This window comes from Nocardia sp. NPDC058480, from assembly GCF_042720495.1.
In the GTDB taxonomy this organism is placed as follows: domain Bacteria; phylum Actinomycetota; class Actinomycetes; order Mycobacteriales; family Mycobacteriaceae; genus Nocardia.
Map to the genome: position 1 here is coordinate 145,670 of NZ_JBHXMN010000004.1, position 24,298 is coordinate 169,967.

At 66.6% G+C, this 24,298-nt stretch carries 26 protein-coding genes; 17 read left to right on the plus strand and 9 right to left on the minus strand.

Annotation, left to right across the window (positions count from 1 at the left end):
- Window position 1: 1 nt before the first annotated feature.
- Window positions 2-829, plus strand: a complete 828-nt coding sequence (locus tag ACFWO8_RS12400; protein ID WP_378949762.1) for an Abi-alpha family protein — start codon at window positions 2-4, stop codon at window positions 827-829.
- Between the two features lie 18 nt (window positions 830-847).
- On the opposite strand, the gene ACFWO8_RS12405 is transcribed toward ACFWO8_RS12400, so the two are convergent.
- Window positions 848-1,504: an enoyl-CoA hydratase-related protein gene (locus ACFWO8_RS12405; protein ID WP_378948763.1), complete on the minus strand. Its 657-nt coding sequence runs from the start codon at window positions 1,502-1,504 to the stop codon at window positions 848-850.
- A gap of 12 nt (window positions 1,505-1,516) precedes the next feature.
- The gene (locus tag ACFWO8_RS12410; protein WP_378948766.1) at window positions 1,517-2,125 is read right to left on the minus strand and encodes a TetR family transcriptional regulator; all 609 of its coding nucleotides are present in this window, start codon (window positions 2,123-2,125) and stop codon (window positions 1,517-1,519) included.
- Window positions 2,126-2,339: 214 nt separating this feature from the next.
- Between ACFWO8_RS12410 and ACFWO8_RS12415 the strand changes: the two genes are divergently transcribed.
- Entirely contained in the window at window positions 2,340-2,885 is a 546-nt protein-coding gene (locus tag ACFWO8_RS12415) for a TetR/AcrR family transcriptional regulator (RefSeq protein WP_378629092.1), read from the plus strand.
- Between the two features lie 46 nt (window positions 2,886-2,931).
- Here ACFWO8_RS12415 and ACFWO8_RS12420 read toward each other — a convergent pair whose 3' ends face one another.
- Together ACFWO8_RS12420 and ACFWO8_RS12425 are read right to left on the minus strand one after the other, a co-directional pair.
- On the minus strand, window positions 2,932-4,791 hold the full coding sequence (locus tag ACFWO8_RS12420; protein WP_378948769.1) for a Na+/H+ antiporter: 1,860 nt from the start codon (window positions 4,789-4,791) through the stop codon (window positions 2,932-2,934).
- A gap of 117 nt (window positions 4,792-4,908) precedes the next feature.
- Entirely contained in the window at window positions 4,909-5,637 is a 729-nt protein-coding gene (locus ACFWO8_RS12425; RefSeq protein WP_378948774.1) for a histidine phosphatase family protein, read from the minus strand.
- A gap of 175 nt (window positions 5,638-5,812) precedes the next feature.
- Here ACFWO8_RS12425 and ACFWO8_RS12430 point away from each other — a divergent pair, with 175 nt between their 5' ends.
- Window positions 5,813-6,544 (plus strand): DsbA family oxidoreductase, encoded by a 732-nt coding sequence (locus tag ACFWO8_RS12430; RefSeq protein WP_378948777.1) that lies wholly within the window; start codon window positions 5,813-5,815, stop codon window positions 6,542-6,544.
- Window positions 6,545-6,563: 19 nt separating this feature from the next.
- Here the strand turns inward: ACFWO8_RS12430 and ACFWO8_RS12435 are convergent, their stop codons facing one another.
- Window positions 6,564-7,613 (minus strand): glucose 1-dehydrogenase, encoded by a 1,050-nt coding sequence (locus ACFWO8_RS12435; protein WP_378948780.1) that lies wholly within the window; start codon window positions 7,611-7,613, stop codon window positions 6,564-6,566.
- A gap of 291 nt (window positions 7,614-7,904) precedes the next feature.
- On the opposite strand from ACFWO8_RS12435, the gene ACFWO8_RS12440 reads away from it, so the two are divergent.
- From ACFWO8_RS12440 to ACFWO8_RS12475, 8 genes are read left to right on the plus strand one after another with little or no spacing between them, the layout of a single operon-like run.
- Entirely contained in the window at window positions 7,905-8,693 is a 789-nt protein-coding gene (locus ACFWO8_RS12440) for a DUF1460 domain-containing protein (RefSeq protein WP_378948784.1), read from the plus strand.
- A 19-nt stretch (window positions 8,694-8,712) separates the two neighbouring features.
- On the plus strand, window positions 8,713-8,910 hold the full coding sequence (locus ACFWO8_RS12445) for a hypothetical protein (protein ID WP_378948787.1): 198 nt from the start codon (window positions 8,713-8,715) through the stop codon (window positions 8,908-8,910).
- Window positions 8,911-8,927: 17 nt separating this feature from the next.
- The gene (locus ACFWO8_RS12450) at window positions 8,928-9,473 is read left to right on the plus strand and encodes a class I SAM-dependent methyltransferase (RefSeq protein ID WP_378948792.1); all 546 of its coding nucleotides are present in this window, start codon (window positions 8,928-8,930) and stop codon (window positions 9,471-9,473) included.
- Window positions 9,474-9,482: 9 nt separating this feature from the next.
- A complete protein-coding gene (locus ACFWO8_RS12455) occupies window positions 9,483-9,899 on the plus strand; it encodes a MerR family transcriptional regulator (protein ID WP_378948795.1) in 417 nt (138 codons plus the stop codon).
- Window positions 9,900-9,928: 29 nt separating this feature from the next.
- Complete coding sequence (locus tag ACFWO8_RS12460; RefSeq protein WP_378948798.1) at window positions 9,929-10,372, plus strand: helix-turn-helix transcriptional regulator; 444 nt, start codon at window positions 9,929-9,931, stop codon at window positions 10,370-10,372.
- 10 nt (window positions 10,373-10,382) lie between these two features.
- Window positions 10,383-10,793: a VOC family protein gene (locus ACFWO8_RS12465; protein WP_378948801.1), complete on the plus strand. Its 411-nt coding sequence runs from the start codon at window positions 10,383-10,385 to the stop codon at window positions 10,791-10,793.
- 55 nt (window positions 10,794-10,848) lie between these two features.
- The gene (locus tag ACFWO8_RS12470) at window positions 10,849-13,230 is read left to right on the plus strand and encodes an ATP-binding cassette domain-containing protein (protein ID WP_378948805.1); all 2,382 of its coding nucleotides are present in this window, start codon (window positions 10,849-10,851) and stop codon (window positions 13,228-13,230) included.
- 58 nt (window positions 13,231-13,288) lie between these two features.
- Window positions 13,289-13,705, plus strand: a complete 417-nt coding sequence (locus ACFWO8_RS12475; protein WP_378948809.1) for a GNAT family N-acetyltransferase — start codon at window positions 13,289-13,291, stop codon at window positions 13,703-13,705.
- A gap of 32 nt (window positions 13,706-13,737) precedes the next feature.
- On the opposite strand, the gene ACFWO8_RS12480 is transcribed toward ACFWO8_RS12475, so the two are convergent.
- The gene (locus ACFWO8_RS12480) at window positions 13,738-14,148 is read right to left on the minus strand and encodes a RidA family protein (protein WP_378948812.1); all 411 of its coding nucleotides are present in this window, start codon (window positions 14,146-14,148) and stop codon (window positions 13,738-13,740) included.
- 78 nt (window positions 14,149-14,226) lie between these two features.
- Here ACFWO8_RS12480 and ACFWO8_RS12485 point away from each other — a divergent pair, with 78 nt between their 5' ends.
- Window positions 14,227-14,625 carry a winged helix-turn-helix transcriptional regulator gene (locus ACFWO8_RS12485; RefSeq protein ID WP_378948815.1) on the plus strand — a complete coding sequence of 133 codons (399 nt, stop codon included), beginning with the start codon at window positions 14,227-14,229 and terminating at the stop codon, window positions 14,623-14,625.
- 67 nt (window positions 14,626-14,692) lie between these two features.
- Here the strand turns inward: ACFWO8_RS12485 and ACFWO8_RS12490 are convergent, their stop codons facing one another.
- Entirely contained in the window at window positions 14,693-15,610 is a 918-nt protein-coding gene (locus ACFWO8_RS12490; protein ID WP_378948818.1) for an aminoglycoside phosphotransferase family protein, read from the minus strand.
- A gap of 256 nt (window positions 15,611-15,866) precedes the next feature.
- Here ACFWO8_RS12490 and ACFWO8_RS12495 point away from each other — a divergent pair, with 256 nt between their 5' ends.
- On the plus strand, window positions 15,867-16,667 hold the full coding sequence (locus ACFWO8_RS12495; RefSeq protein WP_378948821.1) for a carbonic anhydrase: 801 nt from the start codon (window positions 15,867-15,869) through the stop codon (window positions 16,665-16,667).
- 38 nt (window positions 16,668-16,705) lie between these two features.
- On the opposite strand, the gene ACFWO8_RS12500 is transcribed toward ACFWO8_RS12495, so the two are convergent.
- The gene (locus ACFWO8_RS12500; RefSeq protein WP_378948824.1) at window positions 16,706-17,305 is read right to left on the minus strand and encodes a TetR/AcrR family transcriptional regulator; all 600 of its coding nucleotides are present in this window, start codon (window positions 17,303-17,305) and stop codon (window positions 16,706-16,708) included.
- Between the two features lie 78 nt (window positions 17,306-17,383).
- Here ACFWO8_RS12500 and ACFWO8_RS12505 point away from each other — a divergent pair, with 78 nt between their 5' ends.
- Together ACFWO8_RS12505 and ACFWO8_RS12510 are read left to right on the plus strand one after the other, a co-directional pair.
- Window positions 17,384-18,679, plus strand: coding sequence for a DUF3533 domain-containing protein (locus ACFWO8_RS12505; protein ID WP_378948827.1), 1,296 nt, complete (start codon window positions 17,384-17,386; stop codon window positions 18,677-18,679).
- 29 nt (window positions 18,680-18,708) lie between these two features.
- A complete protein-coding gene (locus ACFWO8_RS12510) occupies window positions 18,709-20,523 on the plus strand; it encodes an AMP-dependent synthetase/ligase (RefSeq protein ID WP_378948830.1) in 1,815 nt (604 codons plus the stop codon).
- A 724-nt stretch (window positions 20,524-21,247) separates the two neighbouring features.
- On the opposite strand, the gene ACFWO8_RS12515 is transcribed toward ACFWO8_RS12510, so the two are convergent.
- Complete coding sequence (locus ACFWO8_RS12515) at window positions 21,248-21,604, minus strand: hypothetical protein (protein WP_378948833.1); 357 nt, start codon at window positions 21,602-21,604, stop codon at window positions 21,248-21,250.
- Between the two features lie 575 nt (window positions 21,605-22,179).
- On the opposite strand from ACFWO8_RS12515, the gene ACFWO8_RS12520 reads away from it, so the two are divergent.
- On the plus strand, window positions 22,180-22,923 hold the full coding sequence (locus tag ACFWO8_RS12520) for a glycosyltransferase family 2 protein (protein ID WP_378948836.1): 744 nt from the start codon (window positions 22,180-22,182) through the stop codon (window positions 22,921-22,923).
- Window positions 22,920-24,290, plus strand: coding sequence for a glycosyltransferase (locus ACFWO8_RS12525; protein WP_378948839.1), 1,371 nt, complete (start codon window positions 22,920-22,922; stop codon window positions 24,288-24,290). The genes ACFWO8_RS12520 and ACFWO8_RS12525 overlap by 4 nt, the downstream gene beginning before the upstream one ends.
- The last annotated feature ends 8 nt before the right edge of the window (window positions 24,291-24,298 follow it).

Here is a 24,298-nt window from a genome sequence, read left to right on the forward strand (position 1 = left end):
CATGGAGCCCCAGCCTGATCGCGAACCCGGGATCCCCACCGATCTGCTCGGATTGGCCCGGATCGCGGGACTGTCGTTGCGCCACATCGCCGCAGCGGTGACCAAGGGCGCCGTGCACACCGCGACCGATCTCGTCGACGACCTCCGCTCGGGCGAGCCGATGTCGCAGATCTTCGACGAACGCGTGGACCTGTTGCGCCGCACCGCGCTGAGCGTGCTCGGCCTGACCAGCACCGCCACCGGCGTCTACGGCCCGGTCGAAACCACAGTCGATGCCGCCGATCTCAAAGCGATGGGCGACGCGATGATCACCGAGGGCTGGGATTGCGCCCAGCAACCGCGCGACCTGCACCCCTCGTTCGTGCCGATCCTGCACGACCTGACGCCCGACGAAGCGCGGATCCTGCGTTTCCTCGCTGTCGCCGGGCCGCAGCCCGCCATCGACATCCGCACCAAGGCGCCGTTCGGAATCGGCTCGCAACGGCTGGCCGACGGCATCAACATGATCGCCGCGATGGCCGGGTGCGCGCTGCCCGATCGCGACCACCACTACCTGGGAAACCTGAGCCGCCTCGGGCTGGTCCGCTTCTCCACCGAACCGGTCGCCGACTTCCGCCGCTACGCGTTCCTCGAAGCGCAACCGCCGGCGCAGGCGGCGTACAAGTCGGTGAAGATGCGGGCCATCAGCTCCTACCGCAGCATCTACCTGACGGTGTTCGGAAAGCAGTTCTGCGACGCGTGTTTCGTGCTCGGCGACTACACCGGGGGCGGCTGGGCAGGCGATGACCGTGGCGACATCTACCTGGGCAAGGGCCCCCGGCTGCCCTGATCAGTTCCGGCGCCCAGCTCAGTCCCGGCCGCGCAGCGCGTCGAGGACACCGGCGAACATCACCGATTTGATCGCCGTCATCGTGGTCTGATCCTTGCCGCCCAATGGGGCGACCAGAGCCAGTGCGGCATCGAGGACTTCGCCTTCGGCGGCGGTGGCGTCGACCAGATCCAGGGCCAGTGCGTCGGCGCCACCGAAGCGGCGGGCGGTGGTCATGCTGGCGACGGCGGTCTTGGGGGTCACCTTGGCTTGGATGAGTGCGGCCATGCCGTTGGTGAAGGGGATCCGGATGTCGGCCTCGGGGAAGCAGAAGTAGCCGCGGTCGGCGCGCATCACCCGGTAGTCGTGCGCCATGGCCACCATCGCACCCGCCCCGAAGGCATGTCCGCCGATCGCGGCGACCGTCGGCATCGGCAACGTGAGGACCCGGGCGAACAGGGCGTGCACCGCTTCGACGTATTCGGCGGCCCGGTCACCGTTGGCCGAGAGCCAGTCCAGGTCGAGGCCGTTGGAGTAGATCTTGCCGGTAGCGGTGGTCACCAGCGCGGATGCACCCTCGGCGACGGCGGTGTCGAGATGAGTCTGCACTTCGGTGAGGAAGTCGGGGGAGAAGCGGTTCTCGCCGTCGCCGAGGTCGAGCACGGCGATCGAATCATGGTGGCGCAGTGTGGGCACGGGGTTTCCTTTTCAGTGGGGACCGAGGTCGAGGACGGCACGCACGGCAGCGCGGAGCTGAGCGCGGGCCAGGGGATCGGTGAGCCGGTCGCGGCGCAGCAGCAGCGCGGTGGGCAGGTCTACCAGGCAGGTGGTGACGGTGGCGACGCCGCGCCGGTCGGCGCGACCCCACAGGGCGCGCGCGAGCCGGTTGAGTGCGGCGACGAGCGCCTTCTCGGTGTCGGCCACCTCCTGCGCCAGCGCGGGCGGGATGTCGCCGGCGAGCAGTTCGGCGCGGTCGACGAGCAGGAGCAGGCGCGCGGAGTCGGGGTGGTCCTCGGCCAACCGGGCCGGCGCCTCGGCGGCGTCGAGGACCGCGGCGATGCGGGTCTCGGGGTCGGCCGCCCTGACGGCGCGGCCGATGTCGGCCGACTGGAGGGCGAGGAATCGGTGCGCGGCGCGTAACCAGGTGCGCGCCAGCACAATCTGTCGCGACTGAAATGTGTGATAGAGCGCGCCATTGGATACTCCGGTGGCGGCGGCGACTGCGCGCACCGTGACAGCGGCGGGACCGGAACGGGCCGCGAGCCTTTCGGCGGCGTCCAGCACCGTCTGCGGGTCGTGTGTGCGCGGTCTCGGCATGAACAAAAGTTTACAGAGCGTCCGCTCTGCTATTCCATTCGGATGCGGTTTTAGGCCGTTGTGCACGTATTTCATTCCGCCACTTGGTATTTCGCTGTTCGATTAGCCGATTCTGGCACAGCGTAGACAACGTTACGTACGCGCGGGGGCTCGATACGATGGGGTACTGTTCGCATTCTTCGGCCCCTGCCCGCACGAACAGAACGGCATCGCGATGTCCCGAGTGGTCACCAAGGAGCAGTACTTCGACACCGCGGTGGCGGTGCTCGCCGAGTTCGGTTTCAAAGGTCTCAACATCGGGGTGCTGTGCCGTCGCCTCGGCGTAACCAGCGGCTCGTTCTACCACCACTTCGGCTCCTGGCAAGGCTTCGTCGACACCCTGCTCGAACACTGGGAGAACCGTCAGATGGTCGAGCTACGCGCGCTCGACGTCGGCCACGGTGACGCCGACGCCGACGTGCGCGCCATGTCGGTGCTCGCCAGCGGCCTCGAACACGGCGCCGAAGCCGCGCTGCGTGCTTGGGCGGCCAATGACGAATCGGTCCACGTCACCGTCAAGCGCGTCGACGAGTCACGGCGGCGCACCGTGCACCGGGTGATCGACGGCGTGGTCGATGACACGGCCACCGCCACCGTCGTCACCGAATTCGGCATGGCGATGATCATCGGCTACCAACAGCTCGCTGCCGCAGGTGAATCCACCGAACTCGACCACCTGCTCGCCGAGTACGCCCGCCTGATCTACTCCCACCGCGGCTGACCGAGCACGGCGCTCCGCCGCTGGTGCGGCGCGGGCAGTTCGCGGATTATCCGAGTAGCTGGTCCACGTAGCACCATCGCCACGCTTCGCCCGGCTCCACACTGCGCATCACCGGATGTGCCGCGGTGCGGAAGTGGGCGCTCGCGTGATCGCCGATCGAGGACTCACAGCAGCCGATGTTCCCGCAGCCGGTACACATTCGCAGGTGCACCCAGCGCAGACCCTCGTCCAGACAGGTCTGGCAGACCAGCTCACCGGTAGGTGGCTCCGCCAGTATCGGGGCCTGGTCAAGGTGTGCGCACCCCAGCCCACCGGCCGCGGTCGCCAGCGTTTCGACGCGGCGCTCGTCATCGCGTTCGTCGAAACGGTCGATCATCGATTCCTCGAGATCGAGCCGGGCCAGCACATGTTGCAGCACTTCGTAATCCACGGCTCCCGCGTCGCGGACCCGCAGCACCGCATCGCGTTCGGCACCCAGCATCGCCAGCCGTAGCCGCCGGTACTCCGCGGTCGGGGTCACCAGTTCCGCCTCCGGGCGACCCAACCGTTCCCACGCGGCGTTGGAACGCCAGATCAGTCGCTGGCGCAGCGACTCGATCACCGGCTCCGGGGTGTGCGGTCCGATCCGGCGGTCCAGTTCGGCCAGACCCGCGGCCGAAGCCTGTTGCAGCAGATCGGCTTTCGCGAGCGCATCCTCCTCGCGGCTGGGCCCACGCAACCGCAGCAACCGCACCAGCCACGGCAACGAACTGCCCTGGACGAGCAGCGTGCCACCGACCACCACCAGCGCGAGCAGTTCCAGGACCGGCAACTGCGGCGTCGAGTCGGGCAACAGCAAGACCGCCGCCAATGTCACCACCCCGCGCATCCCCGCCCACGACACCACCGCCGCGTGGCTCAACGGCTCGGTCGCGCGCCCGAACAGCCTGGCCACCAACACCGGCGTGAACACCCACACCGGGCGCGCCAGCATCACCGCGGCCAGCACGCCCGCCGCCGCGACGACGAGGGTGCCGTGATCCAAACCGCTGTGCCAGGCACCCTCGACGATCCAGCGCACTTGCAACCCGATGATCAAGAACACCGCGCTCTCCAGAATGAACTGGATGGTGCGCCAATTGGTGGTCTCGGCGACGCGCGAGGCCGCCCCCTGCCACCGTTGCGCGCCGTGTCCGAGGATCATCCCGCACGTCACGACCGCGATCACTCCCGATGCGTGAAAATGTTCGGCGGGCAGATACGCCACGAACGGGGCGAGCAGCGACACCGAGGTATCGAGCACTGGATCGGTGATCCGCCTGCGCAACATCACCAATGCCGCCGCCACCACGGCCCCGATGACCCCGCCACCGACGGCCGCGAGCAGGAAATCGCCCCCGATCTGCCACGCGGTCACCGCACCGGCCATCGCCGCGATCGCCGAACGCAACGCCACCAGCGCGGTCGCGTCGTTGAACAGCGACTCGTCCTCGAGCACCGTCACGATGCTGCGCGGCATTCCGGTGCGTCGCGCCACCGCGGTCGCGGCCACAGCGTCCGGGGGAGCGACCACCGCCCCCAGCGCGACCGCCGCCGCGAACGGCACCGGCAGCAACCACCACACCACCAATGCCACCGCGAACGTGCTGAACAGCACCAGCCCCACCGACAGCGACGCGATGGTGCGCAGGTTGTCCTTGAAATCGACCAGCGATGTGCGCAGCGCGGCGGTGTAGAGCAGCGGCGGCAGCAACCCCAACAGCACCACTTCCGGCTCGAGATGCACTTGCGGCACCATCGGCAGATACGACGCGGCCACCCCGGCCAACGTCAGCACCAGAGGTTCGGACACCCCGAATCGCCGCGCCGACGCCGCCAGCGCGGTCGCCGAACCGATGAGGACAACCAGACCGATCGCGACATCCACCCGCGCATTCTCCCATCGCCGGACCGGTCGGCCTGTCGGCGCCGCCCACCCCGCGCCCGCTCGGGTTGCGCACCAGTTGTGCGGCCGCCGACTCGAACAGCCTTCGCCCAGTGCGCCCTACCCGGTTTCCTCGTCCATGACCAGGTGGTCAACCGCGCCCCACACGCGCAAGGCCAGTCGCGGCCCCTCGCGCCGCCACTGCGACACCGACGCGTTGGGTACCGGCTCGAGCGAATCCGGTACCGGCGCACCGAGGCCGTCGAGGATGTAGCGCAACGACACCACCACCGCGTCATGGGTCACCACCAGCACCTGCTCGCCCGCGGCCACCACATCCAGCTCGTCGAGAAAACTGCGCACCCGTAACGCCACATCGGCCAGCGATTCCCCGCCCGGCGGGCGATACACCCAGTTGCCGACCAGTTCACGACGCGCACCCTCCTCGGGCGCGCGTCGCCGGATGGCCCGATACGGATGCAGTTCGAACACCCCCATCTCCCGATCGCGCAACCGTTCGTCGACCAGGGTGCGGATCGGGCGCAGGTGCCGATTGCGGGTAGCGGCCGCCTCGGCCATCACCGCCCAGGTAACTCTGGTGCGCAGGTAGGGCGAGCAGACCACCAGCGTGGGCCGCTGAACTCCGGCCAACCCGGCCAGCCAGTCGCCGAGGCATTGCGCCTGCCACTGCCCGTACGCGGTCAATTCCACCCCGGAGTCGGTCCCCCGCATCGGCCGCTGCTCGGTCGCCGGGTCGGCGAACCACGCATTGGCCTCACTCTGCGCGTGCCGCACCGCCCACAACCCACCCAGCGCGCGCGGCACCACCAATCCTTCGGGCACCTGCACCCACCCCCTCCGCTGCTCGAACCCCATCGATGTCCTTCGTGCTCATCCCGTCGTGCCCGGACGCGCCAGGGAATAGCGGCTTCGTTGCCGGCGTTGCACTCCCCGAATTCGAACGCCTGTCCAGAACTGTCCGGCGGACCGCCGCCGCACCCGAGAAGTGCCGCAGGAGGCCCGCTTGTCCACCACAGTAGAGATCTGGACCGACATCAATTGCCCGTTCTGCTACCTGGGTAAAGCCCGCTTCGAACAAGCGCTTGCCGACTTCGCGCACCGCGACGACGTCGACGTGGTGCACAGGTCCTTCGAACTCGATCCGACGCTGCCCGCCGGTACCACGCGCCCGGTCATTCCGGCGATCGCCGCGAAATACGGCATCACCGTCGACCAGGCCACCGCCAACGAACGCGGCATCGGCGCCCAAGCCGCGGCGATGGGACTGCCCTACCAAACCTCGGGTCGCGACTCCGGCAACAGCTTCGACATGCACCGGCTCCTGCACTTCGCCCTCGACCAGGGCACACAGGAAGCCATGCTCGACGCGCTCTACGCAGGCAACTTCGCCGAGCCCGAACCCGTCTTCGGCGACACCGAACGTCTCGTGGCGCTGGCCGTTCGCGCGGGCCTGGATGAGACCTCGGCACGCGCTGTACTGGCCGACCCCGACGCCTACGCCGACGCGGTCCGCCGCGACGAAGCCGAAGCCGCCGCGCTCGGCGCCACCGGTGTCCCGTTCTTCGTCTTCGACGGCAAGTACGCGGTCTCGGGCGCTCAGCCTCCCGAAACCTTCACCCGGGCACTGAATACCGCGTGGAACGATCGACCCACCCCCCAGCTCATCGCCGACGGCGACGCCTGTGGCCCCGACGGCTGCGCGGTGCCCACCACCGAATCCGCGACGGCCGACTGAGCACCGCGGACTGACGGAGTCAGGCCAGGTCGATGACGACCTTGATATCGGACCCACCCGGATCGAACGCCTCGATCGCCTTCTCCAGCGGCAGCCGCCGCGTGATCAACCGTTCCAGCCAGGACACGTCCGCTTCGGCCAGCGCCTGCGCGCCTTGCTCGTAGTGGTGTCGGTTCGCGTTCACCGAACCGAACACCAGCGTGTTGCCGAGCACGATATTGCGGTTCAACCCGCCCACATCGACTTCGGTGTCGATACCGGGCGTCGTCACCCCGGTCAGGCAGGTGATCACCCCGGGATTGTCGATCTCCATCGCTTGCAACGCCACCGCGGGCGCACCGGTCGCCTCGATCACGATATCGGGCCGGATCGCCGCCGCGGCCGCCGCTGTCGTCCCCGTGTGGAACGTGCCGCCCAACGCGGTGACCAGCTCGTCTTTGATCCCGCCGCGGACGCGGTCGAGGACGTGCACGTCGAGTCCGCGTTGCTGCCCGAGCAAGGCCGCCAACAAGCCGATCGGCCCGGCGCCGGTGACCAGTACCGTGCGCGGATCGAACCACGCGCGGTTGTTGATCTTCTCGATCTGATCCCACGCTTTGGCGACCACTGTCATCGGCTCCAACAGCACACCGACCTTCTCCAACGCCGGATCGAGCGTGACCGCGAAGTCCTCGCGCACCACCCAGGCCGTCGACCCGTACCCGTCGATCTCCTTGATCCCGCGCTCCACATACAGCCCGTTGCGGCACATGTCCCACTGCCCGCGCGCGCACGCCCCACACGGCACCGGATCCGGCCTGCGCACGATCCCGACGACGAGATCGCCCGGAGCGAACTTGCTGCCCGCTGGCACCGTCTTCACTCGGCCCAGAGATTCGTGGCCGAGCACCATCCGCGACTTGCCCGGGGGCAGCCAGCCGTAGTTGCCCTGCGCGATATCGCGGTCGGTGCCGCAGATGCCCAGCGAGATCCCGTCGACGAGCAACTCGCCGGGGCCGACGTTCGGATCGGGTACGTCCTCCACCAGCAATGATTGCTTCTGCATGGGAACCACGGTCAACGCACGCATTTCGGCATCCCTTCCGCCCGCACGGGCCAACGGTCGACGTCTGCACGAACCACATCCACGACACCCGGGGAGCACCCCATCGCGAACTCGCCGCGAATACGGACCACCTGCGGCAACGGTACGCGAACAACCCATCGATCGGTCGATACGAGACCATTCGCGAACAAGGGGCATCGAGAGGCGAAACGACCATCGCGGCACCAGGTATGTCCGACACTGCGATCGTGTCGGCCGGCTCGGCTACGGTGGACAGCGCTCGCACCGATCGACCCGTGGCCAGCTGGAGGCGTCTTGCGCATCATCGTCCGGATCCTGCTCGTGCTCGCCGCGCTCGTGTGCGCGCTCGCACCGGCCTCGGCCGCCCCATCCATCGACGACGCCACCGCACGCAAGATCGACGAACTGCTCACGGTGCGCGCCGAATCGGGCGATCTCGGCCGAGGCGAACTCATCGAACGCCTCTCCGCACGCCTGCTCGGCACCCCCTATGGCGCGAATATGCTGATCGGCTCGGCCACCGAGCCCGAACAACTCGTCGTCGACCTGCGCCGCGTCGACTGCTTCACCTACCTCGACTACATCGACGCCGCCTCCCGCTCCGCCGACCGCGACCAGTTCCTCACCAACCTGATCGCCACCCGTTATGTCGACGGCCGTGTCGAATTCGCCCAGCGCAAGCACTTCTTCACCGACTGGGCCACCCGCGAGCGCCTGGCGGCCACCGACATCACCGCGAGCCTGAGCCCCGCCGCCGTCACCACGACCAAGCATCTCAACGCGAAAGCCGACGGCAGCACCTACCTGCCCGGCGTCCCCGTGGTCGAGCGCGCCGTCACCCATATCCCCTCGGCCGCGGTCGACGGGGGAGTCTCGGGTGCGCTTCGCACGGGCGACTACCTCGGCGCCTACACCCCGGAGGCCGGCCTCGACGTCACCCACGTCGGCTTCATCGTCCAGACCCCCACCGGCCCCGTCTTCCGCAACGCTTCCTCACTCGCCGTGAACAACCAGGTCGTCGATACTCCTTTGACCGACTACCTCCGGACCGTTCCCGGCATCGTCGTCCTGCGCCCGCTCTGACCACCGCCGAGGAATCGCCATGACCACGCTGCCCGACCGCGCGAACACCGCACTGCTCGTCGCCGACGCCCACACCGCCGGCGACAAAACCCGTTGGGGCGCACCGAAACCCGAGGATGTCATCGCCCATACGAACCTGTACTGGCAGTTCCAGCGAGCGCCTGGCCGCACCGCGGCGGTCCGCCCGACCGGAGAGCTTGACTTCAAGTCGACCTGAACACCCACAGTGGTCCCATGACCACCTTCGGATACGAACAGAGCCTCGGCTACGACCGCCGCGCCACCCGACTCCTCACCGGCCTGTACCGCCGGATCGCCACCGACATCGACGCCCGCACCACCGACTCGGCCACCGTCGTCGACCTCGGTACGGGTCCGGGAAAGCTGCTGTCACACTTGGCAGCTCGCCGACCCGACCTGCACCTGCACGGCATCGACCTGTCCCCGCACATGATCGAGATCGCCCGCCGCACGCTCGCCGAGCACACAGTGGAACTGACCGTCGCCGACGTCAGCGACCTGCCCCACCCCGATGCGAGCATCGACCTCGCCGTCTCGAGCGTGAGCATGCACGAATGGCCGGACCTGCCCACCGCCGTCACCGAACTGCGGCGAGTGCTCCGGCCGGGCGGCACCGCCGGGATCTACGATTTCCGCTTCGCCCGAACCCGCGAGATCCGACGCGCCCTCAGTGCGGTCTTCGGCTCGGTCGACACCGAAACAGTCCGTCTCCCATGGCATCCCATCGCCGTAATCACCTGCTACCGCGTCACCGCATAGGCTCGGCGGATGGCCGAGGAACACACCACGATCGGTGCGGTGGCGGCGCGGTTCGGGCTGGCGACCCACGTCCTGCGCCACTGGGAAGACCGCGGACTGCTCTGTCCACCTCGCGACTCGGCCGGACGCCGCCACTACCGCGGCACCGATATCGACGCCATCGCGATGATCGTGCTCGGCAAGAAGGCCGGCTTGTCCCTCGACGATCTCGCCATCCTGTTCACCCGCGCCCCCGACCGCACCACCCGCCGCGAGGTGCTCGAGGCCCACCGTGACCGCCTCACCGACAAGATCGCCCGCACCCGCGCCGCACTCGATGCCGTCACCCACGTCCTCGAGTGTGATGCCGAGGACTTCCGCACCTGCCCTCACTTCCGCGCCGAACTCGCCGGGGTCCTCGACACCCGCCGCGGGCACCTGTCCTGAATACCGCCCGACATGGGACGATCGCGGATATGACCGGCACACCCGCGAAACCACAGCACCTGCGCGACCTCGCGCTGCTGCGTCGCGTGCGCGACCGCATCGACCGCGAATACGCCCAGCCGCTCGACGTCGAAGCGCTCGCCCTCGGCGTACACATGTCGGCCGGACACCTCAGCCGCCAGTTCCGTCTCGCCTATGGCGAATCGCCGTATTCCTACCTGATGACCCGCCGCATCGAACGCGCCATGGCGCTGCTGCGTCGCGGCGACCTGAGTGTCACCGAGGTGTGTTTCGCGGTCGGATCGTCCTCGCTGGGCACCTTCAGCACCCGCTTCACCGAACTCGTCGGCGTGCCGCCCAGCGTCTACAAACAGCAGCAGGACGAACAAACCGCGGGTATGCCGTCGTGCGTGGTCAAGAAGGTGACCAGACCGATCAGGAATCGAGAAGCTTCGGCTCCGACCGGCAATTAGCGTGGTCGGCATGAACCTCACCATTCACCAGACCTACCTGCCGCAGGACGACCCCGACGCCGCCCTCGCCTTCTACCGCGACGCGCTCGGCTTCGAGGTGCGCAACGATGTCGGTTACAACGGGATGCGGTGGATCACCGTCGGCCCCGCGGGCCAGCCCGATACCTCCATCGTGCTGCATCCGCCCGCCGCCGACCCCGGCATCACCGACGAGGAACGCCGCGTCATCGGCGAGATGATGGCCAAAGGTACCTACGCCGCCATCAACCTCGCCACCGAAGACCTCGACGGCCTGTTCGAAAAGCTGCAGGCAGGCGAGATCGAGGTCGTCCAGGAACCCACCGATCAGCCCTACGGCATCCGCGACTGCGCCTTCCGTGACCCCGCCGGAAATATGGTCCGAATCCAGCAGGCCAAGTAAGCCACCACGCCGGTAGATTCGATATTCGGCGATGTCGACTGATCGAGGGAGACCCATGAGCACGGCCAAGAAGACCGGCACCACCATAGAGCCGGCCGACAGCCACGATTTGATCCGCGTGCATGGCGCGCGCGTCAACAACCTGCGCGATGTGAGCATCGAGATCCCCAAGCGCAGGCTGACGGTCTTCACCGGCGTTTCCGGATCCGGCAAGAGCTCCCTGGTCTTCGGCACCATCGCCGCCGAATCACAGCGCCTGATCAACGAGACATACAGCGCGTTCGTGCAGGGTTTCATGCCCAGCCAATCGCGCCCCGACGTCGACGTGCTCGAGGGACTGACCACCGCCATCCTGGTCGATCAGTCCCGCCTCGGCGCGAACCCGCGCTCCACCGTCGGCACCGTCACCGACGCCAACGCGATGCTGCGGATCCTGTTCAGCCGCCTCGGCGACCCGCACATCGGGTCCTCGCAGGCGTTCTCCTTCAACGTCGCCTCGATCAGCGGCGCCGGTGCGGTCGAAGTCGAGAAGCACGGTGTCACCGTCAAGGAACGCCGCAGCTTCTCCATCACCGGCGGCATGTGTCCCACCTGTGAAGGGAAGGGCCACGTCAACGATATCGACCTCACCCAGCTCTACGACGAGAACAAGTCACTCGACGAGGGCCCGTTCACCATCCCCGGTTACAGCATGGACGGGTGGATGGGCCGAATCTACAAGGGCAGCGGCTTCTTCGACCCCGCCAAGCCGATCAAGAAGTACACCAAGAAACAGCTCGCCGACCTGCTCTACAAGGAACCGACCAAGGTCAAGGTCGAGGGCATCAACCTCACCTACGAGGGCTTGATCCCCAAGATCCGCAAGTCGATGCTGTCCAAGGACGTCGAAGCGCTGCAGCCGCACGTGCGCGCCTTCGTCGAACGCGCCGTCACGTTCGGCACCTGCCCGGACTGCGACGGCACCCGGCTCTCGGCCGAGGCCCGCTCGTCGAAGATCAACGGCATCAGCATCGCCGACGCCTGCGCCATGCAGATCACCGATCTCGCCGATTGGGTCAAGGAGGTCGACGACCCGTCGGTGGCGCCACTGCTGGAATCGCTGCGCCAAACCCTGGACTCGTTCGTCGAGATCGGCCTCGGCTACCTGTCGCTGTCGCGCTCCTCGGGCACCCTGTCCGGCGGTGAAGCGCAGCGCGTCAAGATGATTCGCCACCTCGGCTCCTCCCTCACCGACGTCACCTACGTCTTCGACGAGCCCACCGCGGGCCTGCACCCGCACGACATCCAGCGGATGAACGGGCTGCTGCTGCGCCTGCGCGACAAGGGCAACACCGTGCTCGTCGTCGAGCACAAGCCGGAAACGATCGTGATCGCCGACCATATCGTCGACCTCGGGCCCGCCGCGGGCTCCAAGGGCGGCACTATCTGCTTCGAAGGCACCGTCGACGGGCTGCGCGCCAGCGACACCGTCACCGGCCGTCACTTCGACGACCGCGCCTCGGTGAAGGATTCGGTGCGAAAGTCCGACAGCGCCTTGGAGATTCGCGGCGCTACCGCCAACAACCTCGACAAAGTCGATGTCGACATCCCGCTGGGCATCCTGGTCGCGATCACCGGTGTCGCGGGCTCGGGCAAGAGCTCGCTGGTTCACGGCTCGATCCCGATCGACGAAGGCGTCATCAACATCGACCAGGCACCGATCAAGGGCTCGCGGCGCAGCAACCCCGCCACCTACACCGGCCTGCTCGACCACATCCGCAAAGCGTTCGCCAAGGCCACCGGCGCCAAACCCGCCCTGTTCAGCGCCAACTCCGAAGGTGCCTGCCCGAACTGCAACGGTGCGGGCGTGGTCTACACCGACCTGGCGATGATGGCAGGCGTCTCGACCATGTGCGAGGTGTGCGAGGGCAAACGCTTCATGGCCGAAGTCCTCGAGTACACCTTCGCGGGCAAGAACATCAGCGAAGTGCTCTCCATGCCTGTCGACGAGGCCCGCGAGTTCTTCGGCGAAGGCGAGGCCCGCACCCCCGCCGCCCACAAGATCCTCACCCACCTCACCGAGGTCGGCCTCGGCTACCTGACCATCGGCCAGCCACTGACCACCCTGTCCGGCGGCGAACGCCAGCGGCTCAAGCTCGCTACCCACATGTCCGACAAGGGCGGCGTCTACATCCTCGACGAACCGACCACCGGCCTGCACCTGGCCGATGTCGAACAACTCCTCGGCCTGCTCGACCGCCTCGTCGAATCCGGGAAGTCCGTCATCGTCGTCGAACACCACCAGGCCGTCATGGCTCACGCCGACTGGATCATCGACCTCGGCCCCGGCGCGGGCCACGACGGCGGCCACATCGTCTTCGAGGGCACACCCGCCGACCTCGTCGAGGCACGCTCCACCCTCACCGGCGAACACCTCGCCACCTACGTGGGCGCCTGAGAAACGTTCGGCCGGGCTCGTTCTGGGTCCGGCCGAACGACCGACATAATCTTGACCGATGCCCGAGATCTCCACCGATCCCGCAGCCGTCGACCTCGACTGGCTCCACCACCGCCTTTCCAGCGACGCGTACTGGGCCCTCGGCCGCAGCCGCGAGCGTGTCGAGCGCCTCGTCGCGAACTCCCTGCCTTACAGCGTGTTCCACGATGGCTCCCAGATCGCCTTCGCCCGCCTGGTCACCGACCGCACCACCTTCGCCTGGCTCTCCGACGTCTACGTCGACCGTCGCGAGCGAGGAAAGGGCATCGGCAAACTCCTTCTCGACCGCGTCATGGCCGACGCGGACGAGTGGGGCATGCGCCGCATGGTGCTGGCAACCGGCGACGCCCACGACCTATACCGCCGCTACGGCTTCACACCCCACCCCGAACCGGACCAGTGGATGGAAAAGAACTGGCCGGCCAACCCCGCCTGAATCGACAGCTGATGCTGTTCTGAGAGGAGTGGTCAGTCGAGGACGGCGTAGGCCTCCACCTCGACGAGGACGTCCGGTTCGAACAGGCTGTCGACGCCGATGGCAGACAGCGGGGGAAGCGGATCGGGCAGGGCGAGTTCGGCGGCAACCTGGTTGATGCCGTCGAGGAAGTCGGCGTATTTGTCAGGGGTCCAGTTGGTGACGAAGATCCTGAGCCGGACGACGTCGGCGAAGGTGGCGCCCGCCCCGGCCAAACCGAGCGCGGTGTTGCGCAGGGCATGGGCGAACTGGCCCGCGAGGTCGCCGGTGGCTACCGGGTTGCCGTCGGCGTCACGGGCGATCTGACCGGCGACGTGGATGTGGCGGGACCCGGTGCTGATCGAAACATGGTGGTACGGAACAGGACCGAACATGTTCGGTGGAGTGATGAGCTGCACGGACACGGTAATTCCCTTCGTGATCTGACTAGGTTTCCCATGTATACGTGGTATTCGAAGGGCACTTCAACGAGACTAGGTGTCATGCAGGAAACCGACGATGCTCCTCGGCTCACCGCGCAGCACCGTGAGCTGCTCGACCAGATGCTCGACAAGTGGTCGCTGCAGATCATGGAGGCGCTGTGCGAACAGCCGTTGCGGTTCACCGAGCTCCGCCGGGCGATACCGGTGGTGACGCAGAAATCACTCACCTCGGCACTGCGACGGCTCGAGCGCAACGGGATGGTCGAACGAGTGGTCACCCACACCCGGCCCATCGCCGTCGAATACCGCATCTCGCCGATCGGCCGAACATTGCAGGGACTCATCGACGCGCTACTGGGCTGGACCACCGCCAACTTGCCCGAGGTCGAACAGGCGCGTGCGCAGTTCGATGATCAACAGCACGACGACACTGCGATAGCGGGAACCGCGGCTCCGTAAAACGGCTTCGCTCGACCGGAGCCTCTTGGTGCGCGCGGACGTTGTCAACCGCAGCGATCCTCCTGCGCTATGTCGCACCGCCCACGTCCAGCATCTCGGCCAGCTGGTCGGTCGCTTGGATCAGCCAGCCGGGATCGCCGTGGCGACGGCCCCACAGCGCCGCCTTGACCGCGCGCACTTGCGCCCATCGACGAGCACGAGCACGGTCGATCCCTGCTGCCTCGCAATACAAATCCAGTCCGCGACGAATACCGGCGGCCGGATCAGGTGCGAACAGCAGAGGTACGAACCGGTAGCTGCGGAGAACGGTGATCGTGTCGTACGCAGGGTCGCCGACATATCCCTTGGGGTCGATCGCGAGCCACGGCTCACGGTCTCCCGCCAGGACATTCGCATCATGGAGGTCACCGTGGACGAGCGTCTGGGGCTGATCTGGACCGAGGTCGCGCAAGGTCTCGGCGACAGCATCCAGAACGCGTCGGGGGAGTGGATCGCCCAGTTCGGCAGCGGTCGTGCGGATCACGTCCGGCCAGTCGGCAACCAGGTCGCTCAAGCGCGGCAGCCCGATCGGGGCGTCGATGGCCAGGCGATGGGACAGTTTCCCGAGTACGCCGACAGCCTCGTCGAAGTCGGGGATATCGGCCAGGGTGCCGCGTCCTGTCCGCTCGAGCAGCATCGCGAACCGTTCGTCATCGCGTTCGAACAACCGCACCGCACCTCGCCCGTTCCAGGCGGCGAACGCGTCGGGCTCGAACACATTGCCCGGGTGCGGAAAAGAGATCTTGACGACCGCAGGCGGCAGGTCCTGGTGCCGCACCGGTAGGACGATCCCGACGTTGCCGTGCATGACCGGCCCCTCCGGGGTACACGACCACCGTTGCAGTAACTCATCCGCCAGGCCGGGAAGTGCCTCGATCCAGGCCCGCCCGGGTTCCCCTTCGCGACTGACTGTCTCGCGGGCGAAAACCTCTGGAATGTCGATCATGATTCGACCCTAGGTGCGTTCGGCAGGTCGCGGCGACTGCCGATGTGATGTATCTCGCCGTCGTCGAGCCTGGTCTGGGCAGTGATCATCGGCATAGCCTGAGGTCTCGCGCGTAGTCGAAATCTATTGCACTAGAAGGATATTCGGTGCAAATCGGACAGGTTGACGGCTTGCTGATCTCGGTATGCGCGAACTGCCGTCCCGGGACGTGTCATCGTCTCGGGCAGACGGCGGAATCCTGGCAAGGAGCTGCACCGTGTCGGTTCGTCGCAATGACCTCAGTCCCGTGATCACTCGCCGCAGTGCGCTCGCCGTGCTGGCACTGCTCGGCGTCGCCGGGTGCGGCGGGTCGGTAGCGGCCACAACCAGCACACCGCACTGGGACTACAACAGCGAGGGGCCCGAGCGCTGGGCCGATCTCGACCGTGGCTTTGCGGCATGTCGAGTCGGGCACGCCCAGTCGCCGATCGACCTGGACAGCCCCACCGAACTACACCCGTCCGAGCACATCGAGATCGCCTATCGGCCCATGTCGGCGGTGACCCTGCTGAACAACGGACACACAATCCAGGCGAGCGTGCCGGCGGATTCCGGAAACCGCATCGTCGTCGACGGCACACCGTTCACCCTGACTCAGTTCCACTTCCACCTGCCCAGTGAGCACACAGTCGACGGCATCGACACGGCCATGGAACTGCATTTCGTCCACACCGCCCGATCCGGCAGGCTGGCAGTTCTCGCCGTCCTCCTGCACGCGCGAACCGATCCCACCCCGCTGAGTCGAATACTCACCGCCACGCCGAACCGCTCCGGCCTCACCCGCACTGTCACCACACTCGACCCGCGCGAATTCCTCCCTGCCGACCTCGCCCAATTCCGCTACCAGGGCTCCCTGACCACGCCTCCGTGCACCGAAGGCGTGGAGTGGATCGTGCTGCGCCACCCCGCCCCGGTCGCCGTCGCCGACGTCGACAACTACCGTGCTCTGTTCCCACGCAGCAACCGGCCGACCCAGCCGCTCAATGGCCGCCCGGTAGTCCTCGCCGGATCCAACTGACCGAGGTCACTCCATCCGCACGGCGCCTTCTGTGATCGTCAGCTGGGGGAGGACCGGGGGAGTAGGCCCAGGGTGAGATGCCGGACCAGGTCGTCGAGTAGTTGTTCGGAGTCGTAGTCGGCGGTGTAGCCGGAACCGACGAAGGTGGCCAGGCCCTGGAGGGCGGCCAGAGCGGTGACACCCAGGCGTTTCGGGTCGCCTTCGACGATCTCGCCGCCGGCCTGACCTTCGGCGATGAGGGCGATCGGGACCGCGAAGGCCCGGTCGACGGCCTGCTGGATGTCGGCGGAGGTGGTGTTGTTTCGGCGCGCGAACATCAGCGGCAGGAGTTCGAGGTTGTCGACGGCGAATCGTAGGTAGGCGTAGGCGACCGTCTGCAGGCGTGCCGTGATCGGTCCATCGATCACGGCCTGTTCGAAGCAGGCGCCGAGGCGTTCCAGGCCGGTGACGGCGAGTGCGTCCAGTAGTGCCTGCTTGTCGCGGAAATGCCGACTCGGCGCCGCGTGACTGACACCGGTGTCTCGGGCCAGCTGGCGTAGCGACAGCCCGTCCACGCCGGACTCGCGCAGCGTCGCCTCGGCGCGCGTCAGCAGCGCGGCGCGGAGGTCTCCGTGGTGGTAGGGGGTGTGCAGCGACATGGTACGAGCAGGATATCCGACAATCAACTAATGTTTGCGTTGACTACTTTGTTGTCGCTGACTACATTGACGAAGGCCATGACTGACAACACCGCGCCCACCCGCAAACAGCGCAGCATGCCGATCCGCGAATGGCTGGCCCCGATCACCCTGGTCACCATCCTGGCGGCGCTGCTGGGCACCATGTACCTCGGCTACACCGCCGACCCAGAGAAACACCTGCACGACTTCCCGATCGCCCTGGTCAACCAGGACGTCGGCGACACCGTCAGCGGAAAGCCCAGCAACATCGGTGAACAGATCGCCTCGGCACTGAGCGACAACATCCCCGCCGACAAAATCGACCTGCGCCCACTCGGCATCAACGAAGCCCAGCGACAGCTGCAAAACGGCGAGGTCTACGGCGCCATCGTCATCCCCGGCGACTTCACCAAACGCGTCGCCATCCTCGGCGCCGCCTCGATCGTCCCGGGCGAGGTCGAACAGCCGATCATCTCCGTGCTCACCAATCCGCGGGCGGGCACGCTCGCCGCGCAGATCATGAACACCGTCGCCGACCAAGCCATGACACAGGTGAACAGCACCGTCGGCGCCCAACTCGCCGAGCAGGTCAGCGTAGCGGCAGGCACCACACCACTCAGCGGCGCGGCCCGACTGCAACTCAGCGAGCCGATCGACATCGTGGTCACCGCCTATCACCCGCTGCCCGAAGGCACCGGCCAAGGCTTGGCGGCGTTCTTCTACACCCTGGTCCTGCTGATCGTCGGATTCAGCGGCGCGATGATGATCAATTCGCTGGTCGACGCCTCACTCGGCTACATCCCCGCCGAATACGGCCCCTGGCACAAGACCACCTCGCCGGCCCCGATCAGCCGGTGGCGCACCCTGCTCGTCAAATGGGGGATCGCCGCCATCAGCGCCCCACTGGCATCCGGTGTGTTCCTCGCTGTCGGCACCCTGCTGAACATGGCCATCGAGCGGCCACTGATGCTGTTTCTCTATGGCACACTGGCGATCGCCGCCATCGCGGTCACCGCCCTGTCGGTGATGGCCGCCTTCGGCACGGCAGGCCTGATGATCAACCTCATCGTGTTCGTGGTGCTCGGCATCCCGTCGTCCTCGGGCACCATCCCGCTCGAGGCGACACCGCGCTGGATCGCCGACATGGCCACCTTCGAACCCATGCATCAGATCTACCTGGCCGTGCGCGCCATCCTGTTCTTCGACGGACATCTCGAAGCCGGTATGGCACAGGGTCTGTGGATGACCCTCGCCGGACTCGCGGTCGGCCTGGTCCTCGGTGCGGTCGCCACCAACGCCTACGACCTGCGCGGAATGCTGCGTCTGGGCATCGAGCACGCGCCCGCGCAGTAACTGATCAACCCACGTGGAAGGCCCCTGTGATGCATGAGTTCGAAGCCCCGGCTTCCTACACGATTCCAGAACACACGAACAATTCCGACAGTGTGTTCCTGCACGCCGAGAACTCGCCCCGCACGGTGCTGTTCAACGTCTCGAACGGCAGCGGCGGCCTCACCGACGTCACCGCGGCCGAGTTCGCGCGAACGGTCACCGACGTGGCCAAGGGCCTCATCGCCACGGGCATCGAACCGGGCGACCGAGTGGCCATCATGGCACCCACCCGCTACGAGTGGGTCGTACTCGACCACGCGATCTGGGCCACCGGCGGCTGCACCGTCGCCATCTACGACAGCTCCGCCGCCGAACAGGCCAAATGGATCCTGCAGGACTCCGCGACGAAACTGCTGATTGTCGACAGCGACAAACACCGCCGGATCATCGAGGAGATCGACGCAGGCGCACTGCCCGAACTGCGCGAAATCCTGCAGATCGACAAAGGCATCGTCGAGGAATTGACCACTCGCGGTACCCAGCTCGACGACCACACCGTCCACACCCGCCGCGCAGAGGTCGGCGCGACCTCCCCGGCGACCCTGATCTACACCTCCGGCACCACCGGCCGACCCAAAGGCGTGATCCTCACGCACGGGAACCTCTACGCCGAGTCGAAATCCGACCGTATCGCCCTGGGCGAGTTCGTCACCCAGGGCAATAAGACACTGATGTTCCTGCCGCTCGCCCACGTCTTCGCGCGTGCGGTGACACTGGCCGCGCTCGATGCCAAGGTGGTCGTCGCGTTCAGTTCCGACTGGTCCACGCTCGTCGACCAGTTCGGCAGTTACCGCCCGCACTTCATCCTCGCGGTGCCGCGCGTGTTCGAAAAGGTCTTCAACGGCGCGAAGCAGAAGGCGCACGCCGACGGCAAGGGCAAGATCTTCGACCTCGCCACCGAAACCGCCATCGCCTGGAGCGAATCGCTGGACGCCGGCGGCCCCGGTGTCGTGCTCACACTGCGCCACGCCCTGTTCGACAAACTCGTGTATCGCACGCTGCGCCGCGCGCTCGGCGGACGATGCGAGGCGGCCGTGTCCGGTGGCGGACCACTCGGCGCGCGGCTCGGTCACTTCTTCCGCGGTGTCGGCATCCCGATCTACGAGGGCTACGGACTCACCGAGACCACCGCCGCGATCACCGTGAACACCCCGACGAATACCCGGGTCGGCACCGTCGGCCGCCCGACCGAAGGCCACGCCGTCAAGATCGCCGACGACGGCGAGTTGCTGCTGCGCGGCCCGGTCGTCTTCCACGAGTACTGGGGCAACCCCCAGGCCACCGAGGACGCCTTCGCCGACAGCTGGTTCGAGACCGGCGATCTCGGCACCATCGACCGCGACGGCTACCTCACCATCACCGGCCGGAAGAAGGAAATCCTCGTCACCGCGGGCGGAAAGAACATCTCCCCGGGACTGATGGAGGATTCGCTGCGCGGCCACCCGCTGATCAGCCAGGCGATGGTCGTCGGCGACGGCCGCCCGTTCGTCGGAGCCCTGATCACCCTCGACCCCGAAGTACTCCCGGCATGGAAGCAAAGCCATCACCTGCCCGCCGACACCTCGAACGAGGCCCTGATCGAGAACCCCGATCTCGCCGCGGAGATCGATGCGGCGGTCGCGGACACCAACAAGCAGGTGTCACATGCCGAGGCGATCAAGAAGATCCGCATCCTGCCGGTCGACTGGACCGAGGCAACCGGCGAACTGACGCCCAAGATGTCGCTCAAGCGCTCAGCGGTCATGAAGAAGTACGCCGCCGAGGTCGACAAGATCTACGACCCCGCCACGGAAAGTAGTCACTGACACCGCAATCACTGCCGCCGTCTGTTACGTCTAACCAATTACCGCGCATCGCACCGAATCGACCCCTCGAGTTCGTATTCTCACCAGGACCGCGCCCGGCGTGCGGCACTGGAACAGGGGTTGAACACAGCAGATGGCTATATCTGACGTCGATGCGTACACACATCTCTCGCCAACCGACATCGAAGAGTTCGGGCAGCGCCTGGACGCGTTGCGCGGGCGGATCGAATCCAGCTTGGGCGAGCGCGACGCGAAATACCGTCGCGCACCGCATCTTTGCGATGCGTGCGCCAGCCGGGAAACATTCCATAGTTTCGTCACTGTGACGAATTAAGCCTGGGCAAGTGGACGGGGGAGTGCCACCCTTCGGGTGGCCGGATCGGTTTCCGCGGATATGGAGCCCGGATCGGCCGATTAGCACATTCAGCACGAACGGTCATTAATCGGTCAACCTGAGAAATAACCCGGATTTTCGTCAATTTTCATCCCGGGCCCCGAAATGCCATGAATAACAAGCGCCGCGAAATGCCAGCGCACACAGAACGGCAATGCGGGCAGGTGAACACCGAGTGCCTTTCAGCGCGCGATACAACTCAGCGCACGCCGCACGCGCATCCGCAAAACCCCTTCCGACCGGCCGCCTTCAAACGCCGATAATGCACATTATGTCAAGTAAACCCCCTGCATGCAGGAAGCGTGACATCAGAGATTGGTGATTGATCGGTCAGCGTTGGGGTGTCAGCGTGATGGCGCCGATCACGACTCCACCCAAATACGCCGGGCCCTGGTACCCACCATGTCCGTCGCTGATCAGTACGACTCGATGGCCGGGAAACAGATCCACGTAGCCGCCGTCGGGCGTCGAATGAATTGGATACCGCCCTATCAAGACCAGGTCCCCGCCCTCGACGCGCGCGTCGCGTTCCAGGAGCACGATGCCTGACAACCACGTCGTGGACGTGTAGGCACCGGGTTCGACGTCGGCGAATGCTTGACCGACCGTGCCAAAGATCGTGGCGGCACCCACGGCCACGGCGATCGCAGCAGTCCGGACTATCGCTGGTCTGGCGCGTATGGACATCGCCAACTCCTGTCGCCTCGGGTTACCAACTCTACGCCTGTCAACTCCGGCTGATCCGGCCGAAAATGATACGCGCCGTCCAGGCACTCGAATCGGACATCTCCCCCGGCATCATCACTGTCGTCGCCGACGAGCCTGCCGCGAGTCACTGACCACGGCGCCGTTGCACCGGGCTCGCGCCCGGCGAAAGAGGTTCGTCCTCAGCCTGTTCGGCGAGGGCGATCGTCACGCGGTCCACTCGGGTCGAGCCAGTGTAACGTTCGTCACCGTTGTTGCGACAATTCATTCAGCACACACCGTCCCAGACCCCGCCGGTGCTCTCGACCACCTCACCGCGGGAAGGGTTAGTGGAGATGGCTCAAGAATTCTCCCGAATGCGCCAAGAGCGCCCGCGCTGCCATCGCAGCGGCAACCACGGTGAGCACTCACCGCCACTGAACTGATAGCCGATACTTCGCATTCTGCAGCCTTGCCGCACCGTGCACATTTCGCACGGAACGGCGTCAGATTTGCTTTCAGTACTTTTTGCTTCGGCCGCCGTTTGATGACCGGAGTCCTCAGATGAGGTGTGTCCCATGGTTGAGAAAACTGCTGTCAGCCTGGTTATTCCAGCGCGCAATGAAGCACGCAATATCGCGTGGGTGCTGGACCAGATTCCGGACAGCATTACCGAAGTCATCCTTGTCGACGGCTCGACGGACGCGACCCTGATCACCGCCCGCAGCTCCCGGCCCGATATCAAGGTGGTGCCGCAGCAGGGCCTCGGAAAGGGTTGCGCGCTGCGCGCCGGATTCCTCGCCGCGACAGGCGATGTGATCGTGATGATGGACGCCGATGGCAGTATGTCGCCGCAGGAGATCTCGCATTACGTGCACTTCCTGGAGAACGGCTACGACTTCGTCAAGGGATCGCGTTTCATCGGCGGCGGCGGTTCACTCGACATCACCCGGATCCGGCGTTGGGGTAACCGGTTCCTGCTGACGGTGTTCAACGCGATCTATCACACGCGCCTCACCGATTTATGCTACGGGTATTGCGCATTTCATCGGCGCTATCTCGAGCATCTGAATCTGTGCGCGACCGGCTTCGAGATCGAGGCCGAGATGACAGTGCGCGCGATGCAGGCGGGTTTGCGGATCGCGGAGGTGCCCAGCCTGGAGTTACCGCGGCGGGCAGGCCAGTCCAACCTGCGCGCGATCCACGACGGTACCCGGGTCCTGCGGACCGTGGTGCGTGGTCATCGGATGGGGTCTGTGCGGGCGGGCGCGGCTGAATCGGTGCCGAATACACCTCCCGGCGTCGCGATGGGATCGTCATGATCGCCGTGACCCGGCACCTGAAGCCGCACCGGGAATTCAAGGAGACGGGTGCGGCGCGTGCGCTCGAGCAGACCGACCTGCCGATCGGGCGGATCGATGTCGAGCTGAGCTTGCCGGAGAGCGAACTCGTGCTCGCGGATCCGTCGGTGCGGCCGGCGAAGATCCTGGCGCTGCTGCGGTTGCACGGGCACCCCGTCGGGATCGCGGTGCTGGATGGGCGGCTCGGCCTGTCCTGGTACAGGCATGCTCCGACGGTCTGGACGGCGGTCGGCGACGCCGTCAACGCGCACCTGGCCGCGGACGGGCTGCCCCGAGTGGAGTGTCTCGCCGAGGTGGCGCGCGAGCCTGTGGTGTCGGCGCAGTGTCTGCGCTGGCATGAGGAGCTGCTGCTGCACGCTCCGGTGATCACCGTCGTCGTTGCCACCCGGGATCGGCCGGACAGTGTGTGCGAGTGCCTGGAAGCGCTGTTGCGGATGGAGTATCCGGCCTTCGAGATCGTCGTCGTCGACAACGATCCGACCACCGAGGAGACCGCCACGGCGATCTCGCGGCGTTTCGGTGGCCGCGTGCGGTATGTCCGCGAGAACCGGCGCGGTCTGGCGGCGGCACATAATCGGGGACTGTCCGCGGCCCGCGGCGAGATCGTGGCCTTCGTCGACGACGACGTGGTCGTCGACCGCCATTGGCTGACCGGGATCGCCGAAGGCTTCGCCTCCGGACCCGACGTCGCCTGCGTCACGGGCCTGATCCTGCCCGCCCAACTCGAAACGCCTGCCCAGCTGTTGCTCGAGCAGCACGGCGGGTTCGACAAAGGCTTCGACCTGCACGTCTTCGACACCAGCCGGAACCGGCCCGCGGATCCGTTGTTCCCGTTCACCGCGGGCAGATTCGGTTCCGGCGCCAATATGGCGTTCGATACCGCGGTCCTGCGGGGGCTCGGCGGGTTCGACCCGGCGATCGGGGCCGGCACGTTCGCGCGTGGCGGTGACGATCTGGCCGGGTTCTTCCGTGTTGTCGTCGCTGGACATCAGCTGGTGTACCAGCCCAGCGCGGTGGTGTGGCATCGCCACCACCGGGATATGGCAGCGCTGCGCAATCAGGCCTACGGCTATGGCGTCGGGCTCGGTGCGTTCCTGACCAGTGCGCTGGTCCACGAGCCCGCGATGGTCGCCGGGCTGGTGCGGCGATTGCCTCGCGGGCTCGGGTACACCTTCGGCGCGGCCTCGGATCGCAATCGTGGCCGCTACGACGGACTGCCCGGCGATCTGGCGAGGCTCGAGAAGCGCGGCGTGTTGTTCGGGCCCGTGGCGTACGTGGTCAGCCGGTGGCGCACCTACAGGGCGAGCAGTCCGGGTGGTCGGCAGTGAGTGTCGGG

Coding starts and splice junctions, on each gene's coding strand:
- ACFWO8_RS12445 (WP_378948787.1), top strand. CDS start 8,713: ATGACCACGCTGCCCGACCGCGCGAACACCGCACTGCTCGTCGCCGAC.
- ACFWO8_RS12460 (WP_378948798.1), top strand. CDS start 9,929: ATGACCGGCACACCCGCGAAACCACAGCACCTGCGCGACCTCGCGCTG.
- ACFWO8_RS12455 (WP_378948795.1), top strand. CDS start 9,483: ATGGCCGAGGAACACACCACGATCGGTGCGGTGGCGGCGCGGTTCGGG.
- ACFWO8_RS12410 (WP_378948766.1), bottom strand. CDS start 2,125: ATGCCGAGACCGCGCACACACGACCCGCAGACGGTGCTGGACGCCGCC.
- ACFWO8_RS12510 (WP_378948830.1), top strand. CDS start 18,709: ATGCATGAGTTCGAAGCCCCGGCTTCCTACACGATTCCAGAACACACG.
- ACFWO8_RS12505 (WP_378948827.1), top strand. CDS start 17,384: ATGACTGACAACACCGCGCCCACCCGCAAACAGCGCAGCATGCCGATC.
- ACFWO8_RS12475 (WP_378948809.1), top strand. CDS start 13,289: ATGCCCGAGATCTCCACCGATCCCGCAGCCGTCGACCTCGACTGGCTC.
- ACFWO8_RS12485 (WP_378948815.1), top strand. CDS start 14,227: ATGCAGGAAACCGACGATGCTCCTCGGCTCACCGCGCAGCACCGTGAG.
- ACFWO8_RS12400 (WP_378949762.1), top strand. CDS start 2: ATGGAGCCCCAGCCTGATCGCGAACCCGGGATCCCCACCGATCTGCTC.
- ACFWO8_RS12515 (WP_378948833.1), bottom strand. CDS start 21,604: ATGTCCATACGCGCCAGACCAGCGATAGTCCGGACTGCTGCGATCGCC.
- ACFWO8_RS12525 (WP_378948839.1), top strand. CDS start 22,920: ATGATCGCCGTGACCCGGCACCTGAAGCCGCACCGGGAATTCAAGGAG.
- ACFWO8_RS12520 (WP_378948836.1), top strand. CDS start 22,180: ATGGTTGAGAAAACTGCTGTCAGCCTGGTTATTCCAGCGCGCAATGAA.
- ACFWO8_RS12415 (WP_378629092.1), top strand. CDS start 2,340: ATGTCCCGAGTGGTCACCAAGGAGCAGTACTTCGACACCGCGGTGGCG.
- ACFWO8_RS12500 (WP_378948824.1), bottom strand. CDS start 17,305: ATGTCGCTGCACACCCCCTACCACCACGGAGACCTCCGCGCCGCGCTG.
- ACFWO8_RS12490 (WP_378948818.1), bottom strand. CDS start 15,610: ATGATCGACATTCCAGAGGTTTTCGCCCGCGAGACAGTCAGTCGCGAA.
- ACFWO8_RS12465 (WP_378948801.1), top strand. CDS start 10,383: ATGAACCTCACCATTCACCAGACCTACCTGCCGCAGGACGACCCCGAC.
- ACFWO8_RS12450 (WP_378948792.1), top strand. CDS start 8,928: ATGACCACCTTCGGATACGAACAGAGCCTCGGCTACGACCGCCGCGCC.
- ACFWO8_RS12435 (WP_378948780.1), bottom strand. CDS start 7,613: ATGCGTGCGTTGACCGTGGTTCCCATGCAGAAGCAATCATTGCTGGTG.
- ACFWO8_RS12470 (WP_378948805.1), top strand. CDS start 10,849: ATGAGCACGGCCAAGAAGACCGGCACCACCATAGAGCCGGCCGACAGC.